This is a genomic window from Bradyrhizobium sp. S3.7.6 (genome assembly GCF_054061875.1).
Genome location: NZ_JBSSEQ010000001.1, coordinates 3824546 through 3840467 on the forward strand (window position 1 = coordinate 3824546; position 15922 = coordinate 3840467).

A 15922-nucleotide genomic window follows, 5' to 3' on the forward strand; every position below is an offset into this window, starting at 1 on the left:
ATCGCGGGGGCCGGCCCTCAATTGCCTGCGAATGGCATGACGCGGGCCATCAGCTCAGCCAGGAACTCATCAGGACGATCGAACGGAATGAAATGATCGCCGCCGCGAACCCACACAAATTCCTTATGCGGGGCCGTGATCTCCTTGAAATATTGCTCGGCGGGTTCGCCCGGCGTCACGCCGTCCGCGTCGCCCTCAATGAAGAACACGGGGATCGAAGATATGAATCCCATCGAGGCCATGTCGCTCTGAAACATCGGCCCGTTCCGTCCGGTCAGATATTTGGCCGAGAAGGCGACGCCCTTGCGCCAGTTGTACAAGTCGAGCAGCGAGACATCCGGCATGAAGAGCGGCGGGATGGGGCCGGCGAGCTGGAAGCCATCGGCGGGCGGCAGACCCAGCGCGTTGCTCCATTTGTCCGCAATCAGGCGATTTTCCGGGGTGAGGGTCGGCTGTGAAGCGATCGGCGCCAATTCCGCCAGGGCTTCACGATTGTTGGCGGATGCCGCAAGCCGTTGCAGGCGCGCGATCGTGAGCTCGAATGCCTTCTCGAAGGTCGTCCTGCCAACCACCTGGCCCGTGCCGACATAGGCCGAGAACAGATCCGGGCGTTGCTTCACCATGTGAATTCCCAGGAACGAGCCCCACGAATGCCCGACCAGGACGATCCTGTCCTTGTGCAGATGCGTGCGCAGATGCTCGGCCAGCTCGACGCCATCCTGCGCCATGCGCTCCAACGTCATGGTTGGCGCCAGCGTGTCTCCGGCGGCGCCATATGTGCGGCCGGTGCCGCGCTGGTCCCATTGCACGATGGTGAAGTGCTTCTCCCAGGGGCGCCAGCCCGACGACATTGGCCAGCTGGACCCTCCGGGCCCGCCGTGGACGAACAGGAGGACCGGGTTATCCCGATCCTCGCCGCGGATTTGAATCCATTGCTTGATTCCGCCGATGTCGACGAACCCTCCCTCCTGCACGCCCTTTGGTGAGCGGATCGCGAGGGTTTCGGCAGCAAGATGCTGGCGATAGGCGCGAAAACCCAGTCCGGCGGCGGCCACCACAATGAGGATGCCGGCCACGCCCAGCAACGAGACCCCAATCAGTCTTGCGGCTTTGCGCGGCATCTTGAGCCTTGTGTCGACTGAGAGGAAGCGACCTGCGATCGCCTCCGGCGCGATGAGCCTAGCCCAGCTCCTCGATCTTCACCTTGTCCGGATAGAAGGCCAGATGGCCGGAAATCTCCGTCATCGCGGGGAAGGGCGTCTCGTAGGTCCAGATCGCGTTGTCGAGCGTCTTGCCGTCGGCCTTGACGCTGTAATAGCTCGCGTCCCCTTTGTAGGGGCAATGGGTGACGCGGTCGGTGCGCTCCAGCACCGCCATGTTGGCGTCCTCCCGCGGCACATATTGCACCGCCGGATATTTGGCCTCCTTCAAGATCAGTGCCTTGCTGGTCTCGGCGATCACGATGTCGCCGGCCGTGACGCGGACGCGCCGGGGATTTTGGGTAATGGTGATGGGGTGGTCGGGCCCTGGAAGCTTCATGATTTCACGCCTTTTCGATCAATCTTGCGCGCGCGGCACTTTGTCGTGCCTTTATCCGGATGGGATCAGGGATATAGTGCCGGAATGCGTGACGTAGAAGGCCGTTCACGCTAAGTTTGGCCCTGCCGGTCCGGGGACCCCGGCAAGCGATTCGAAGCCGAGACAGGAGCAAGACCCGAATGCCCATGGACGCCCACGATATCGAGGCGATGATCAAGGCAGCGATCCCCGATGCCGAGGTGACGATCCGTGACCTCGCCGGCGATGGCGACCACTATGCCGCGACCGTGATCTCGGAATCCTTCCGCGGCAAGTCCCGCGTCCAGCAGCACCAGATCGTCTATCAGTCCCTGCAGGGCCAGATGGGCGGCGTGCTGCATGCGCTGGCGCTGCAAACCGGGGTCCCGGGGGCCTGATCTGATCGCGCGACGGGGGGATGACGATGGCTGCGGACAATCCTCGCGGCGCGATGTTTCGCGTCATCGCTCCGAACCAGCACAGCCGCGTCACCAATGCCGAGCTGTTCTTCGACCTTGTCTTCGTCTTCGCCGTCACGCAGGTCTCGCACACGCTGCTGCACCATTTCACCCCGCTCGGCGCGGTGCACGTCACGGTGCTGTTCCTCGCGGTGTGGTGGGTGTGGGTCTACACCGCCTGGGTCACCAACTGGCTCAATCCCGAGCTGACCCCGGTCCGCATCCTGATCTTCCTGATGATGCTGGGCGGCCTCGTGCTGTCGACCACGATCCCGACCGCGTTCGAGGGGCGGGGTCTGTGGTTCGCGATCGCCTACGCGACCATGCAGGTCGGACGCACCGCCTTCTGGCTGTTCGCGACCCCGCGCCATCGAACGGCCGTCCGGCATAACGCGATCCGCATTCTGGTCTGGCTCTCTGGCTCCGCGATCTTCTGGATCCTCGGCGGTCTCGCCCATGACGAAGCGCGGCTGTGGTTCTGGATCGCGGCGCTCGCGATCGAATACGTCTCGCCCGCGGTGCGCTTCTGGGTCCCGAAGCTCGGCTTCTCGTCGGTGGAGGCCTGGGCCGTCGAGGGCGGCCACATGGCCGAGCGCTGCGCCGGCTTCATCATCATCGCACTCGGTGAAGCCGTCGTCGTCAACGGCGCCACCTTTGCCGAACTGGACTGGACCGCGGACAACATCCTGGCCTTCGTCTCGGCGCTGGCCGGGGCCATCGCGATGTGGTGGGTCTATTTCCACAAGGGCGCGGAGGCCGGCTCCGAGCGGCTCTCGAAATCCACCGAATCCGGCCGGCTGGCACGGATGGCCTATACCTATCTGCACATGCCGATCGTCGCCGGCATCATCCTGACCGCAGTGTCGGACGAACTGGTGTTGAAGCATCCGACCGGCCATTCCGATATCAGGACCATCGTGAGCACGGTCGGTGGTCCCCTGGTGTTCCTGGTCGGCACCATCCTGTTCAAGCACGCGATCCGCGGCTTCCTCCAGCTCTCCCACGGCATCGGCATCATCCTGCTACTGGTGCTGTGGTGGTTCGCCGCCGATCTCTCACCGCTCTGGCTGTCGGTCGCGTCGACCGTGATCATGATCGTGGTCGCGGTATGGGAGTCGGTGTCGCTGGGATCGAAGGCGGAGGAGGCAGAGGCGCATTGAGCTCCGGCCGCACATGTCCTCGTAGAGCTGTCTGAGCGCACGCCTCGTCCTTCGAGACGACCGCTGCGCGGTCTCCTCAGGATGAGGCTAATCGGCATAGGCACCCGTTGAAACTGTTGCCGCGCGCTCCGTCCTCATCCTGAGGAGCCCGCCGAAGGCGGGCGTCTCGTAGGATGTGCCGCAGGAAACCGCTCTCAGATTCAACGGAGCACTTACTCCGCCGCCTCCAGCGCGTGCACCGAAAACATCTTCGCCGCGTCCGTCCAGCTTTCGCGCACCTGCCAGCCCGCGCCCTGCGCCAGCGCAGCAAAACGCTCGAGGCTGTACTTGTAGCTGTTCTCGGTGTGGATGCTCTCGCCGGGGCGGAACGAGAAGCTGGTGCCGAGCAGGCGCACGGTCTGGCTCTTCTTGCTGATCAGATGCATCTCGATCCGGTGCCGCTCGCGGTTGTAGATCGCGCGATGGGTAAAGGCGGACAGGTCGAAATTGCCGCCGAGCTCGCGGTTGATGCGCACGAGCACATTGAGGTTGAAGCGGGCGGTGACGCCGGCGGCATCGTTGTAGGCGTCGTGGAGGACGCGCTCTTCCTTCTCGAGGTCGGCGCCGATGATCATCTGCGCGCCCTTGCCCAGGATCTTGCGGGCGCTCTTCAGGAAGGCCTGGGCCTCATGCGGCTCGAAATTTCCGATGGTCGAGCCGGGGAAGAAGCCGACCTTGGGCATCGATCCGACGGCCTTGGGCAACTCGAACGGCGTGGTGAAGTCGGCCGCCACCGGATAGATGCCGAGCGTCGGGAAGTCCCGCTTCAGGCCGTTGGCCTGCGCCTTCAGGAAGTCGCCGGAGATATCGACGGGCACATAGGCCGCGAACTTGCAGTGATCGAGCAGCAGGCGGACTTTCGTGGTTGCTCCGGCGCCGAACTCGACCAGCGCCGCATGCTGCGGAATGATCTTCGCGATCTCGCTGCCGCGCTCCTTCAGGATCGCAAGCTCGGTGCGCGTCGGGTAATATTCCGGCAGGCGCGTGATCGCCTCGAACAGCTCCGAGCCGGTCGCGTCGTAGAAATATTTCGGCGACAGTTTTTTGGGCTGCTGCGAGAGGTCCTCGATGGCCTCGCGGGCGAAAGCGGTGGTCTGCTCGTCGGGGAGATGGGCTTCGGCCAAAGCGCTGGCGTGCACATTCATGATACTCTCCTGAACGCGCTGTCCGGCGCGCATTTATCGTCGGATGAAAACTAGACGTAATCGGCGAGCCGCAGTCCGGTGAACTGCCAGCGGTGGTGCGGATAAAAGAAGTTGCGATAGGTAATACGGCTGTGGCCCTCGGGAGTTGCAAGCGAGGAGCCGCGCAGCACCAGTTGGTTGATCATGAACTTGCCGTTGTACTCCCCGAGCGCGCCTTCGATGGCGCGGTAGCCGGGGTAGGGCGAATATGAAGAACGCGTCCACTGCCAGACGATGCCGAAGGCGTCGTTGAGCTGGCCGGCACGCGCAGCAGCCTCCCATTCCATCTCGGTCGGCAGATGCTTTCCGGCCCAGCGCGCAAACGCATCGGCCTCGTAATAGCTGACGTGGCAGACCGGCGCGTCCGGATCGACCGGCTTGAGGCCGGCGAGCGTCATCGTGTGCCACTGGCCGTCGATCTCGCGCCAATGGCCGGGGGCGTCCCAGCCTTCGTTGTTGACGGTGGCAAAGCCGTCCATCAGCCACAGCGTTGCGGTCCGGTAGCCACCGTCGCGCATGAAGGCGAGCCACTCGGCGTTGGTGACGAGGTTGCGTGCGACCCTGACTGGACCGACGAGGGCGCGATGCGCCGGCTTCTCGTTGTCGAAATGAAAACTGTCGTCGACATGACCGACGGTGTGGATACCCTCGTTCAGCGTCAGCCAATCCTCCCCCGCGCGTGTCGAAGCCGGGAAGCGCCAGTCCGGATCATAGGCCGGCGGGATCGGGTTCTGCGCGAAGGCATGCAGGATGTCGGTGAACATCAATTCCTGATGCTGCTGCTCGTGATTGAGCCCGACCTCGACGAGCGGCGCGATCTCGCGAAGCTTGTCCGGGCCGACCTCGCGGAAGAATTTGACGACAGCCGCATCGACATATGTTCGATAAGCGCCGACCTGATCGGCGCTGGGGCGGGTGATGTCGCCGCGGTGATTGCGGGAATGACGCGGGCCGGCGCTGACGTAATAGGAATTGAACAGGAAAGCGAAATCAGGGTGGAAGGGCCGGTAGCCGGGACAGTGCTCGCCGAGCAGGAATTGCTCCCAGAACCAGGTGGTATGGGCCCGATGCCATTTCGTGGGGCTCGCATCCGGCATGGATTGAATCTGCTGGTCTTCGGGCGACAGCGGCGCGGCCCGGCGCTCGGTCTCGTTGCGGACGGCGAGAAATGCCTCTTCCAGCCCCTGGGCGAGGCCGCGTGGGTCGGCCGACGGTGACGAAAGCGGCGGGGTGGCCGTAGCGGAGGCTGATTTCGTCACGTTTTTCTCCAGACAGGACAAGAGAACGTTGTTGGCGTTGCCCGGTTCCAAAACCTGGGTTCGTCCTAGATAGGGGCTCCGTTACGGTATGAAAGTCCTCCCCGGCGATGATATTCGTGGCATCATGCAATGGGGCCGGCGTGCCTGGACCGGCCGCCCAGGGGGTGTTCAAGGGGTGTTCGCCGCCATTTTACTTTGGATGCACAACGGTTTGGGCTACATATATAGGCAGGTATCGGGTTAAATCGGCTGAGCCGGCCCGGAGTGATTGTTGAGGGCTCCGCCCCAGAAGGACACGGATATGAGCATCGCGGAATTCATCGCCAACGAAGTGAAGTCGAACGACGTGGTTCTGTTTATGAAGGGTACGCCGCAATTTCCGCAGTGCGGTTTCTCCGGCCAGGTCGTCCAGATCCTCGACCACATCGGCGTTGGTTATAAGGGCCTCAACGTCCTCGAATCCGCCGAACTGCGTAACGGCATCAAGGAATATTCGAACTGGCCGACCATTCCGCAGCTCTATGTGAAGGGCGAGTTCGTCGGCGGATGCGACATCATCCGTGAGATGTTCCAGGCCGGCGAACTGCAGCAGCTCTTCTCTGAGAAGGGCGTCGCCGTCGCGGCCTGATCGTGTGACCCAGCTGACGCGCCGCATCGGCGGCGCCGAGCTCGAGGTTATCGTCGCTGACATCACGACACTCGGCGTTGACGCCATCGTCAACGCCGCAAATTCGTCTCTCCTTGGCGGAGGCGGCGTTGATGGCGCAATCCACGACGCTGCCGGTCCCGAGCTTCTGGCCGAGTGCCGGACGCTCGGGGGATGTCCGACCGGCGATGCCAAGATCACGAAGGGCTACCGTCTGCCCGCGCGACATGTGATCCACGCAGTCGGCCCCGTCTGGCACGGCGGCAGCCGCGGCGAGGCGGATTCGCTGCGTTCCTGTTATCGCCGTGCGCTTGAGCTCTCCCAGGCCAATAGACTGAACTCTCTGGCCTTCTCCGCGATCTCGACCGGGGTATATCGCTTTCCGGCCGACCAGGCCGCGAAGATTGCGGTCCACACAATCATTGAAGCCCTGCCGGCTGCGCCGCTGGTCACCCGCGTCATATTCTGTTGTTTCTCGGAGACAAGCGCCGCGCTCCACACGGACGTTCTGGCGCGGTACAGCAGCCCTTGTGCCTGATGACGCGGTCAGTACACTCCGCTCGGCCACCTTCCGGGGAGGGGATATGAATTCACATTTCGGACTGCGTGCGTTGATTTGCGGCGCACTGGTGTCGCTGGGTGCGATGTCGCTCGCGCGCGCCGAAGGCACCTACGAGATTCCGGCCGGCGCGCATTTCAATCAGGACAAGCTCGCCAAGGTCAGCGAGTTCTTCAAGAACGAGGTCGCGACCGGAAAGATCGCCGGCGCGACAGTGCTGATCAAGCAGCACGGCAAGCCCGTCTTCCGCGAAGCCTTCGGCGTGCAGGACGTGGTGAGCAAGGCGCCGATCACGGACCAGACCATCTTCCGCCTGTTCTCGATGAGCAAGGCGATCACCTCCGTCGTTGCGGTGCAGTTGATCGAGGACGGCAAGATCAAGCTCGACGATCCCGTCTCGAAATACATTCCGTCCTTCGCCAACGTGAAGGTCGGCGTCGAGAAGAAGGCCGACGACGGCACCAAGTCGCTCGAGCTCGTGCCTCTGAGCCGGCCGATGACGGTGCGCGATCTGATGACGCACACCTCGGGCGTCACCTATGGCTTCTATGGCGACAGCCTGGTCCGCAAGGCCTATCGCGACGCCAAGATCTACGACGGCGATTTCGATCTCGCTGAGTTCGCCGAGCGCATCGCAAAATTGCCGCTGCACAACCAGCCGGGCGCGCTGTGGCAATACGGCCATTCCACCGACATTCTGGCGCGAGTCATGGAGGTCGCAACCGGCAAGCCGCTGCTCGAGATCGAGCGGGAGAAGCTGCTCGATCCGCTCGGCATGGTCGACACCGGCTTCTTCGTCACCGCGCCCGAGAAGCAGAAGCTTCTGGCGCAGCCGGTGCCGAATGACGCCGATTTTCGTGTCGGCCGGATCAATGATCCGACGGTTGTCAAAAAAATTCAATTCGCCAGCGGCGGCATGGTTACGACCATGGCGGACTATGAGCGCTTTGCGCAGATGCTGCTCAATGGCGGCAGCCTCGACGGCAAGACCATCCTCAAGCCCGAGACGTTCAAGCTGATGGTGACCGACCAGGTCGGCCCGACCTCGGGGGTCAGTCGCGACTATTTCTATTTCCCCGGCGACGGGTTCGGCTTCGGCCTCGGCCTTGCGGTCCGCACCGATCCCGGCAACGCCAAGCCACCGCCGCCCGGCGATCTCGGGGAATTGAAGTGGGACGGCGCCTCCGGTTGCTATTTCGTCATCGACCCCAAGCAGGACATGTTCTTCGTGCTGCTGGAACAGACCCCGACCGAGCGCCAGCGCGTGCAGCGGACATTGAAGCAGTTGGTTTATGAAGCGATGGAGAAGTGACATGTTCGGGCGCCGCGCGCTGATCGCGGCGCTCGTTCTTTTGTTCGGTGCAGGTGGTGCGCAGGCGGGCTCCGAGGGGCGCGCCCACACTTTCTCGCCAGAAGGTCTGGCAAAGGTTTCCGACTACATCAGGAGCGAGGTCGCAGCCGGCACCTTTCCGGGCGCGATCCTGCTGCTCCAGCAGCACGGCAAGTCGGTCTATTACGAGAATTTCGGCGTCCGCGATGTCACCACCGAGATCTCGATGAGCGCGGACACGATCTTCCGGCTCTATTCAATGTCGAAGCCGGTCACGACAGTCATGGCGATGATGCTGGTCGAGGAGGGCAAGCTCTCGCTCGACGATCCCGTCGCAAAATACATTCCGGCCTTTGGCAAGATGAAGGTCGGTGTCGAGACGAAGGCCGAGGACGGCAAGGTTGCGCTGGCGCTGGAGCCGCTCAGTCGCCCCGTGACGATCAAGGATTTGATGCGCCACACTGCCGGGCTGCCCTACGGCTATTATGGCAGGGGCTTGGTGAACAAGCTCTATGCCGACGCCGGCCTCTTCGACAACCAGGCTTTGACCAACGCCGAACTCGTCGCGAAGATCACCACGCTTCCGCTCGCGGAACAGCCCGGCACGAACTGGGACTATGGCCACTCCACGGACGTGCTCGGCCGCATCGTCGAGGTCATATCGGGGAAATCGCTGTTCGGGTTCGAGAAGGAGCGGCTGCTCGATCCGCTCGGGATGACGGACACTGCATACTATGTCGCTGATCCTGCCAAGTGGCCGCGCATCGCCGAGCCGATGCCGCAGGATCGCGCGATTAGCCCGATGACACAGATCCGCGATCCCCGGAAACCGCTGAGGTGGGAGTCGGGCGGCGGCGGCCTTGTCGGTACGGTCGGTGACTACGCCCGCTTCTCGCAGATGCTGCTCAACGGCGGCAGCTATGAAGGCCGGCGCTATCTCAAGCCGGAGACCATCGCGCTGATGGCGTCGGATCATATCGGCCCCGAGACGAAGATTGCGCGCGATCAGAATTACTATCCGGGCGGAAGCTCCGGTTTCGGCCTCGGCTTCGCCGTGCGCACCTCGGTGCCATCGGGGACATCGTGGCCGCTTGGCGAATATCGCTGGGACGGCGTCGGCGGCACCTTCTTCTTCATCGATCCCGAAGACGATCTGTTCGGAATTTTCATGGTGCAGACCCCGTCGCAGCGTGGCCGGATTCAGCTCGCGTTGAAGACGCTGATCTATCAGGCGATGGGGCGGTAGCTAGCCGCCTTCGTAGCCCGGATGGAGCCAACGGGTCGGCGCGAAGCGCCGCCCGATGACAGGCTCCGCGCAATCCGGGAAAATCTTTCCGCGAGGCGAAGACCCTGGATTTCGCTGCGCTCCATCCGGGCTACGGACTTACGCCCCGCGCACGATCTCGCGCACGTATCCGATCGTTTCCTCGACCTGGGCCGCATTGACGTCGAGATGGGTGCAGGCGCGGATGCGGCCGTCCATCATCGCGAGCGTCACGCCGCGCTGGCGCAGTGCGGCGACCATCTTGTCGCCGGCAATTCCGGCGCCATCAGGCTTGAAGAACACGAGATTGGTCTCGGGCTCCTGCACCTCGACGCCTGCGATCTGCGACAGGCCGCGGGCGAGCGCGCGCGCATTGGCGTGGTCGTCGGCCAGGCGATCGACGTGATGATCGAGTGCGTAGATGCAGGCGGCCGCGCAGACGCCGGCCTGCCGCATCGAGCCGCCGAGGCGCTGCTTCCACTGCCACACCGCATCGATGAAGGCGCGGGTGCCCGCGAGCACGCCGCCGATCGGCGCGCCCAGGCCCTTGGAGAAATCGATCCAGGCCGAATCCCAACCCGCGGTCATGTCGCGCGGGGAGATGCCGCTTGCTACCGTGGCGTTGAGCAGGCGCGCACCGTCCATGTGGGTGACGAGGCCGTGCTGCTTGGCGATCGCGACGATCTCGTCGAGCGCTGCCTTTTTCCAGATCGTCCCGCCGCCGATATTGGCGGTCTGCTCGACGCTGACGACGGTCTGCGGCGGCTGGTAGCGCGTCCGCGGATGCAGTGCCTTGCGAAAGGTCTCGGGCGTGAACTGGCCGTCGGGTCCCTTGAGCTGGGTGACCTGGAAGCCGCCGATCGCGGCATGCGCGCCGCCTTCGCGGGCGATGATATGTGCGCTCTCGTGGGCGAGGATCTCGTCGCCGGGACGGCAATGCACCAGCGTCGCGGTGACGTTGCACATCGTGCCTGAGGGCATGTAGACCGCGGCTTCCTTGCCCATCAGCGCGGCAACGCGCTCGCACAGTGCGTTCACGGTCGGATCGTCGCCGACCTGCTCGTCGCCGACCTCCGCCCGCGCCATCGCCTCGCGCATCGCAGCCGTCGGCTTGGTCTGCGTGTCCGAGAGCAGATTGATGCGCACCGGCGGCGCCTTGGGATCGATCGGGGGAGGGGTGTAGAGCATCAACTTGCTCCCTGAGGGGAATGGCACTCGCTCGCGGTCAGCGAGCTCTGGGTGGACGCCGGGCGGCGTGACGAAACCGCATAATAACGATTTCTGTCTCGGTCACACGATAATCGATCAGATAGGGATAAGGGTTGACCGGCAAGCGATGGACGTATGCACGCGTAGTCGTTCGACCTGCGTGGGGGTAGGTCTCTAGCAATGCTATGAGAGCGACAATGCGGCCGCGCACGTGGCCTGCGCCTTGGGGCGAGTGCGCCTCGATGTAGGTCAGAATTTGGTCGATTTGGGCGAGCGCCCGCTTCGTATAGCGGACCTTCACAGGCCGTGCTTAGCCCACATCGCGCGGACTTCGTCGGCGCTGGCCAGCTCGCCGCGGGCGATTTCGGCTTCGGCCTCGGCGAGATCTGCCTCTTCCGCCGCCGTCAGCTGGATTGGTGGCTGATCGACCCCGGCAAGCTCAAGCAGGGTCCGCGCCAGTTCGTCCTGCTCTGAATCGGGCAGGCCGGAAACTTTGCTGAAGGCCTCTTCCAGAAGACGAGTCATGCTCAACTCCGCGATGTGCAATCATAGCACAGATGGCCTGAGACATGGGAATCGCTAGCTCAAACAAAAAGGCCCCGGTGAACCGGGGCCTTTGAATGTCGTTCTGCCGAACTATTAGCGCGAATAGAATTCGACGACCAGATGCGGCTCCATCTGCACCGGGAACGGCACGTCGGAGAGGCCGGGGATGCGCACATACTTGGCAGTCATCTTGCCGTGGTCGACTTCGAGATAGTCGGGGGTGTCGCGCTCGGGGAGCTGGCTGGCTTCGAGCACGTGGGCGAGCTGCTTGGAGGCTTCCTTGACCTCGATCACGTCGCCGATCTTGAGCTGGTAGCTCGAGATGTTCACCTTGCGGCCGTTCACCTTGACGTGGCCGTGGTTGATGAACTGGCGCGCGGCGAAGATCGTGGAGACGAACTTGGCGCGGTACACGACCGCGTCGAGACGACGCTCGAGCAGGCCGATCAGGTTCTCGCCGGTGTCACCCTTGAGGCGGCTCGCCTCGACATAGATGCCGTGGAACTGACGCTCGGAAATGTTGGCGTAGTAGCCCTTCAGCTTCTGCTTGGCGCGCAGCTGCACGCCGAAGTCGGAGAGCTTGCCCTTGCGGCGCTGGCCGTGCTGGCCGGGGCCGTACTCGCGGCGATTGACGGGGCTCTTCGGGCGGCCCCAGATGTTCTGGCCCATACGGCGATCGAGTTTGTACTTCGCCTCACTGCGCTTAGTCATCGCGTCCTCTTCAGGTACATGGTTTGAGGAAACGCGCCCTCCTGTGTGACGGGCTGGGCCCGGCACTGACAGGTCCGATCCCCAAAGCTTAAGGGAGAGGACCACGGGTCGCGAAACGCTTCGCGGGCCGAAATCGGCCCGCGAGCAGGCGGCTTTTAGGTGAGTTTGGGCCGTTCTGTCAATGCGAATAGCCCCGAAATCATGTCCGGACCGCCCGGATCGGCTTCGGCCCGGCCGCGCGCAATTCGGCAGCGATTTCAGTGTTCAGGACCTGTTCCAGCCTGGTCAGGACCCGGGCTATGGGGGCGGCGTCGGTGACCCGGTGGTCCCAGCGGATCACGACATGGATGGTCTGGTCGCCCTCGACCACCCCATAGCTGACGATGAACGGGCCCGGCGTGATGGGATGGAGCTCGCCACCGCCATAGGCGGCCACTGAGCTCACGGCAAAACTGCCGAACCAGTTGCCCCGCTGTCGGCCGAAATTCAGCCCGACCGCCCAGCACAGCCGCCGCAGCGGCAGCGGCAGGCGGATGGCTCGCATGACCTTGCGGAACATCGGGATATCGTCGATCGGGGCCGTCTTGGCACGCCGGATTTCGGCGTCCACCGCGGCCAGCGCCATGGCTTCGGGAGCCGCGATTCGCTGCGGCATCACGCATTCCTCGCCGTCTTGGACCCGGGCGATCGCCACCGACGCCACGCTATTGGGCAGCTCGTAGAGCATCGGCCAGGGCCATTTGGCGTAGACGGTGCGCAGGACCGGCTCGTCCCTGGCGACCAGGGCAAAGGCCTTGACGAACATTGCGGCCCAGCCGGAGGGCGCCATCGCTCCGGCACGCGCCTCCAGCAGGGGGCGGATATTGAGGGGGCGGGAGAGCGAGACGAATGGCACGTCCATCGACGCCCGCATGAGGTCGCAAATCAGGCGGCGCGGCAGCGAAATGGTCTTGGGCGTCCCACGCATGGGTCTTTCGGTTCCTGCGGACTAAAATATGTGCAGCGAGCGGGTGGCCCCGCTCGCCGCGTGCTCTAGCACGAACCAACCCGCCTGGGGCCGGTCGGTTCGCCGCATCAGGGTGCCGGCGAGGCTAGCGGCTTGGTTTTGTCGACGATGTACACCCCGAGTACTTTCATGGCCTTGTCGCCATGAGCCTTGGCGTCGTGCACGACGCCTGCCGGGATCTGGTAGGAATCCCCGGCTTTCAGGGTTTTCTCCGGCTGGCCGTCGATGAGGAGATTCAGCTCGCCTTCGAGCACGTAGCCGGTTTCGACCCCAGGATGGGTATGGCGTCCGGCCGCGCCGCCCGCCGGGACCTCTGCGATGGCAGTGACGGTGTTGTAGCCGTCGGGAAATTCGACCTTCTGCAGTGGGGTCCGCTTGATGCCGGTCTGCTGGGCGAAGGCCGCAACGGCGAGGCTGGTAAAGGCGAGAGCGAGCAAAGTCTTTTTGAGCATGGTTCTTCCTCCCTGGAACCGCCGACCCTAGCAGCGTCGCAGTTCCCGGCAAGGCCGCGATCGGCTCGTTCAGCGCTTGATTCCCTCGAACGCCGCCATGATGCCGCGCTGGAACAGCGACCAGTCGAAACCCAGAGCGATCGCGCGATAACCGCGGTCGACCAGGGCGTTGGCCTGGTCTGCGGTGCGGGCCACGCCCCCGATGGGCACGCCGCTCTTGAGGATACCGGCCTCGGCGCGGGCGACCAGCTCCAGCAATTCCGGATCGTCCATCTGCCCGCGCTTGTTGATGGACGTCGCGAGATCGCCGGGGCCGATCACCGCGACGTCGATGCCCGGCGTCGCCATGATCTCGTCGATGCGATTGACGGCCTCGACATGCTCGATGGTGATCATGCAGATCATCTCGTCGTCGGCGCTGGCCATGTAGTCCGGCATCGACTGGCCCCAGCGGAACGGCGCGTGGAACGGACCCCAGAGACGATCGCCGCGCGGCGGATAGCGCACGCTGCGCACCGCCTTCTCGGCTTCGGCGCGATTGGTGATCATCGGGAAATTGATGCCGAAGGCGCCGATGTCCATCGGCGCTTTCGCAAGCCACGGCTCGTTCGCCGCGATCCGCACCAGGGGCGTGCATGGCGTGCCTGTCGTGGCCGCAATCATCGCATGCGCTTCGGTCAAGCCAATCGGGCCATGCTCGAGATCGACGATGATCCAGTCGAGCGAGCGCGCCATGATCTGCACGGTCTGCACGCTCGGGATCGTCGCGATCGCGCCGAAGGCGGGGCGCCCTTCGCTCCAGAGCTGGCGGAGACGGTTGAGCGGCGCTGCGGGGACCGACATGGGGATGAACCTGCGAAGATGGCGACGGCGAAACCTAGCAGCGCGCCGTCGAGGCGCAAGGTCAGGCCAGTGCGCGTCCGCCGAAGAACGGCGTCAGCGTGGCCGAAAGCCCATGCACGCGTTTCGAGGTGAAGATCATCTCGGCGCCGGACTGCGCGATGCCGCCGATTTGCGTGCCGAGCAGGTCGGAGACGCGGCGGGCGATGGCCGGCGCGGGGTCGATCCATTCGACCGGCCAGGGCGCGAGCGTCTTCATCCGGTCGAGCAGCAGCGGATAGTGCGTGCAGGCGAGCACCACGGTGTCGGTGCGCGATGTCGCGTCCGCGGGATCACCGACGAAGCAGGGGGCGAGTTCGGCGAGGATGTCGCCGTCGCTGATCGGATGGCCGCTGAGCGCGGCTTCTGCCAGCGAGGCGAGCTCGGGCGAGCCGACCAATGTCACCTCGCAACCTAGCCCGAAATCGCGGATCAGCGCCTTGGTGTATTCGCGCTTCACCGTGCCCTTGGTGCCGAGCACCGAGACGCGGCGGCTCTTCGACTGCGCGCAGGCGGGCTTGATCGCCGGCACGGTGCCGACGAAGGGCAGGGAATAAGCGGCGCGCAAGTGAGATAGGACCAGGGTGGACGCCGTGTTGCAGGCGATGACGATGAGGTCAGGATCGTGCGTGCCAATCAGTTCGCCCATCAGCGGCACGACACGGGCGATGATCTCGTCCTCGCTGTGGTGGCCATAGGGGAAGAAGGCATCGTCGGCGACATAGACGAAATGCGCGTCCGGGCGCGCGGCCACGACCTCGCGGAGCACCGTGAGTCCGCCAAGGCCGGAATCGAACACCAGGATCGTCGGGGAATAGGTCACGTCGCTACCTTAAGGGCACCATGGTTACCATTCGGTTTTTGGGGCGGTTTTGCGGCGGGGCCCGCTTGGTACCAATTTGGAACGATTCAATTTCACGGTTGCCGCAAGTTCCCGCTATCAGCAGCAGCGCTGCGGACGGGGACATATCCGCAAAACTCCGGAGAGCCGACATGATCAGAAACACCAGTAGCGGCTGGGGCAGCGTTTCCCGGTGGCTGCACTGGATTTTGGCGCTGGCCATCCTCGCCATGATCGGCTTCGGCTGGTGGATGAACCACATCCCGGCGCGTCCCGACCGCTTCTTTTACCGCTCGATCCACGCCGATATCGGCTATGTGATCCTGCTGCTGACCGTGCTGGCGCCTGGTCTGGCGCGCCGTCAACCCGACGCCCGCGATGCCGCCCGAAACCTCGCGCTGGCAGAAGATCGCGGCCCATGTCAGCCACGGCGCGCTCTATCTCGTGGTCATCCTGGTCGCGATGCTGGGCTGGGCGCATTCCGGCGCGCGTACGCCTGATTATTCCGACTTCTTCGGCCTGTTTCACGTGCCGCAATTCACCTCTCCCGACCGTGCGGCGGCGGGCGCCTATGAGGACCGCCACATCCTCTTTGCCTATGTGCTGCTGGCGCTGATCGCGATTCACGTGGTCGCTGCGCTCTGGCACCACTTCATCCGCCGCGACCGCGTCGTGGCGCGGATGGTGGCGGACGAGGCGGGGTAGGGCGGTCCCTCCACGTCGTCATTGCGAGCGCAGCGAAGCAATCCAGAGTCTTTCCGCGGTCGCAGTCTGGATTGCTTCGCTGCGCTCGCAATGACGGGTTAAGATGCGGCGTCACGG

The 15922-nt window shown here is 64.1% G+C and carries 19 protein-coding genes and 1 pseudogene; 7 read left to right on the top strand and 13 right to left on the bottom strand.

What is annotated here, in order from left to right; translation table 11 throughout:
* Nucleotides 1-17: 17 nt before the first annotated feature.
* Together ACVJ5M_RS17985 and ACVJ5M_RS17990 are read right to left on the bottom strand one after the other, a co-directional pair.
* Nucleotides 18-1121, bottom strand: a complete 1104-nt coding sequence (locus tag ACVJ5M_RS17985; protein ID WP_354097460.1) for an alpha/beta fold hydrolase — start codon at nucleotides 1119-1121, stop codon at nucleotides 18-20.
* 58 nt (nucleotides 1122-1179) lie between these two features.
* A complete protein-coding gene (locus tag ACVJ5M_RS17990) occupies nucleotides 1180-1539 on the bottom strand; it encodes a DUF427 domain-containing protein (RefSeq protein ID WP_063982368.1) in 360 nt (119 codons plus the stop codon).
* A gap of 179 nt (nucleotides 1540-1718) precedes the next feature.
* Between ACVJ5M_RS17990 and ACVJ5M_RS17995 the strand changes: the two genes are divergently transcribed.
* On the top strand, nucleotides 1719-1955 hold the full coding sequence (locus tag ACVJ5M_RS17995) for a BolA/IbaG family iron-sulfur metabolism protein (RefSeq protein WP_028147489.1): 237 nt from the start codon (nucleotides 1719-1721) through the stop codon (nucleotides 1953-1955).
* Nucleotides 1956-1981: 26 nt separating this feature from the next.
* Entirely contained in the window at nucleotides 1982-3175 is a 1194-nt protein-coding gene (locus ACVJ5M_RS18000) for a low temperature requirement protein A (protein WP_354097461.1), read from the top strand.
* Between the two features lie 212 nt (nucleotides 3176-3387).
* Here the strand turns inward: ACVJ5M_RS18000 and egtD are convergent, their stop codons facing one another.
* The gene (gene egtD, locus ACVJ5M_RS18005) at nucleotides 3388-4359 is read right to left on the bottom strand and encodes an L-histidine N(alpha)-methyltransferase (RefSeq protein WP_354097462.1); all 972 of its coding nucleotides are present in this window, start codon (nucleotides 4357-4359) and stop codon (nucleotides 3388-3390) included.
* 50 nt (nucleotides 4360-4409) lie between these two features.
* Entirely contained in the window at nucleotides 4410-5708 is a 1299-nt protein-coding gene (gene egtB / locus ACVJ5M_RS18010) for an ergothioneine biosynthesis protein EgtB (protein ID WP_354097463.1), read from the bottom strand.
* A 250-nt stretch (nucleotides 5709-5958) separates the two neighbouring features.
* On the opposite strand from egtB, the gene grxD reads away from it, so the two are divergent.
* From grxD to ACVJ5M_RS18030, 4 genes are read left to right on the top strand one after another with little or no spacing between them, the layout of a single operon-like run.
* The gene (gene grxD, locus ACVJ5M_RS18015) at nucleotides 5959-6285 is read left to right on the top strand and encodes a Grx4 family monothiol glutaredoxin (protein WP_354097464.1); all 327 of its coding nucleotides are present in this window, start codon (nucleotides 5959-5961) and stop codon (nucleotides 6283-6285) included.
* Nucleotides 6286-6289: 4 nt separating this feature from the next.
* The gene (locus tag ACVJ5M_RS18020; protein WP_354097465.1) at nucleotides 6290-6841 is read left to right on the top strand and encodes an O-acetyl-ADP-ribose deacetylase; all 552 of its coding nucleotides are present in this window, start codon (nucleotides 6290-6292) and stop codon (nucleotides 6839-6841) included.
* 46 nt (nucleotides 6842-6887) lie between these two features.
* Nucleotides 6888-8174, top strand: coding sequence for a serine hydrolase domain-containing protein (locus ACVJ5M_RS18025; protein WP_354097466.1), 1287 nt, complete (start codon nucleotides 6888-6890; stop codon nucleotides 8172-8174).
* A 1-nt stretch (nucleotide 8175) separates the two neighbouring features.
* Complete coding sequence (locus ACVJ5M_RS18030; protein ID WP_354099754.1) at nucleotides 8176-9438, top strand: serine hydrolase domain-containing protein; 1263 nt, start codon at nucleotides 8176-8178, stop codon at nucleotides 9436-9438.
* A 138-nt stretch (nucleotides 9439-9576) separates the two neighbouring features.
* On the opposite strand, the gene ACVJ5M_RS18035 is transcribed toward ACVJ5M_RS18030, so the two are convergent.
* The 9 genes from ACVJ5M_RS18035 to ACVJ5M_RS18075 all read right to left on the bottom strand — a co-directional run bounded on the left by ACVJ5M_RS18035 (nucleotide 9577) and on the right by ACVJ5M_RS18075 (nucleotide 15362).
* A complete protein-coding gene (locus ACVJ5M_RS18035) occupies nucleotides 9577-10644 on the bottom strand; it encodes a threonine aldolase family protein (protein ID WP_028147481.1) in 1068 nt (355 codons plus the stop codon).
* Between the two features lie 37 nt (nucleotides 10645-10681).
* A complete protein-coding gene (locus ACVJ5M_RS18040; RefSeq protein WP_354097468.1) occupies nucleotides 10682-10966 on the bottom strand; it encodes a type II toxin-antitoxin system RelE/ParE family toxin in 285 nt (94 codons plus the stop codon).
* Nucleotides 10963-11190, bottom strand: a complete 228-nt coding sequence (locus ACVJ5M_RS18045) for a hypothetical protein (protein WP_028147480.1) — start codon at nucleotides 11188-11190, stop codon at nucleotides 10963-10965. Before ACVJ5M_RS18045 ends, ACVJ5M_RS18040 begins: the two co-directional genes overlap by 4 nt.
* Before the next feature lie 114 nt (nucleotides 11191-11304).
* The gene (gene rpsD, locus ACVJ5M_RS18050) at nucleotides 11305-11922 is read right to left on the bottom strand and encodes a 30S ribosomal protein S4 (RefSeq protein WP_071912408.1); all 618 of its coding nucleotides are present in this window, start codon (nucleotides 11920-11922) and stop codon (nucleotides 11305-11307) included.
* Nucleotides 11923-12121: 199 nt separating this feature from the next.
* Nucleotides 12122-12889 (bottom strand): acyltransferase, encoded by a 768-nt coding sequence (locus ACVJ5M_RS18055; RefSeq protein ID WP_354099753.1) that lies wholly within the window; start codon nucleotides 12887-12889, stop codon nucleotides 12122-12124.
* A gap of 107 nt (nucleotides 12890-12996) precedes the next feature.
* Entirely contained in the window at nucleotides 12997-13380 is a 384-nt protein-coding gene (locus ACVJ5M_RS18060; protein WP_085404308.1) for a cupin domain-containing protein, read from the bottom strand.
* 69 nt (nucleotides 13381-13449) lie between these two features.
* The gene (locus ACVJ5M_RS18065; RefSeq protein ID WP_247309353.1) at nucleotides 13450-14223 is read right to left on the bottom strand and encodes an HpcH/HpaI aldolase family protein; all 774 of its coding nucleotides are present in this window, start codon (nucleotides 14221-14223) and stop codon (nucleotides 13450-13452) included.
* Nucleotides 14224-14284: 61 nt separating this feature from the next.
* Nucleotides 14285-15082, bottom strand: coding sequence for a glutamate racemase (gene murI, locus ACVJ5M_RS18070; RefSeq protein WP_354097471.1), 798 nt, complete (start codon nucleotides 15080-15082; stop codon nucleotides 14285-14287).
* Between the two features lie 4 nt (nucleotides 15083-15086).
* Nucleotides 15087-15362, bottom strand: a complete 276-nt coding sequence (locus tag ACVJ5M_RS18075; protein ID WP_456679641.1) for a hypothetical protein — start codon at nucleotides 15360-15362, stop codon at nucleotides 15087-15089.
* Between ACVJ5M_RS18075 and ACVJ5M_RS18080 the strand changes: the two are divergent.
* Nucleotides 15253-15805 (top strand): annotated as a pseudogene (locus tag ACVJ5M_RS18080) (cytochrome b). The gene ACVJ5M_RS18075 and the pseudogene ACVJ5M_RS18080 sit on opposite strands and share 110 nt — an antisense overlap.
* Nucleotides 15806-15922: the final 117 nt, after the last annotated feature.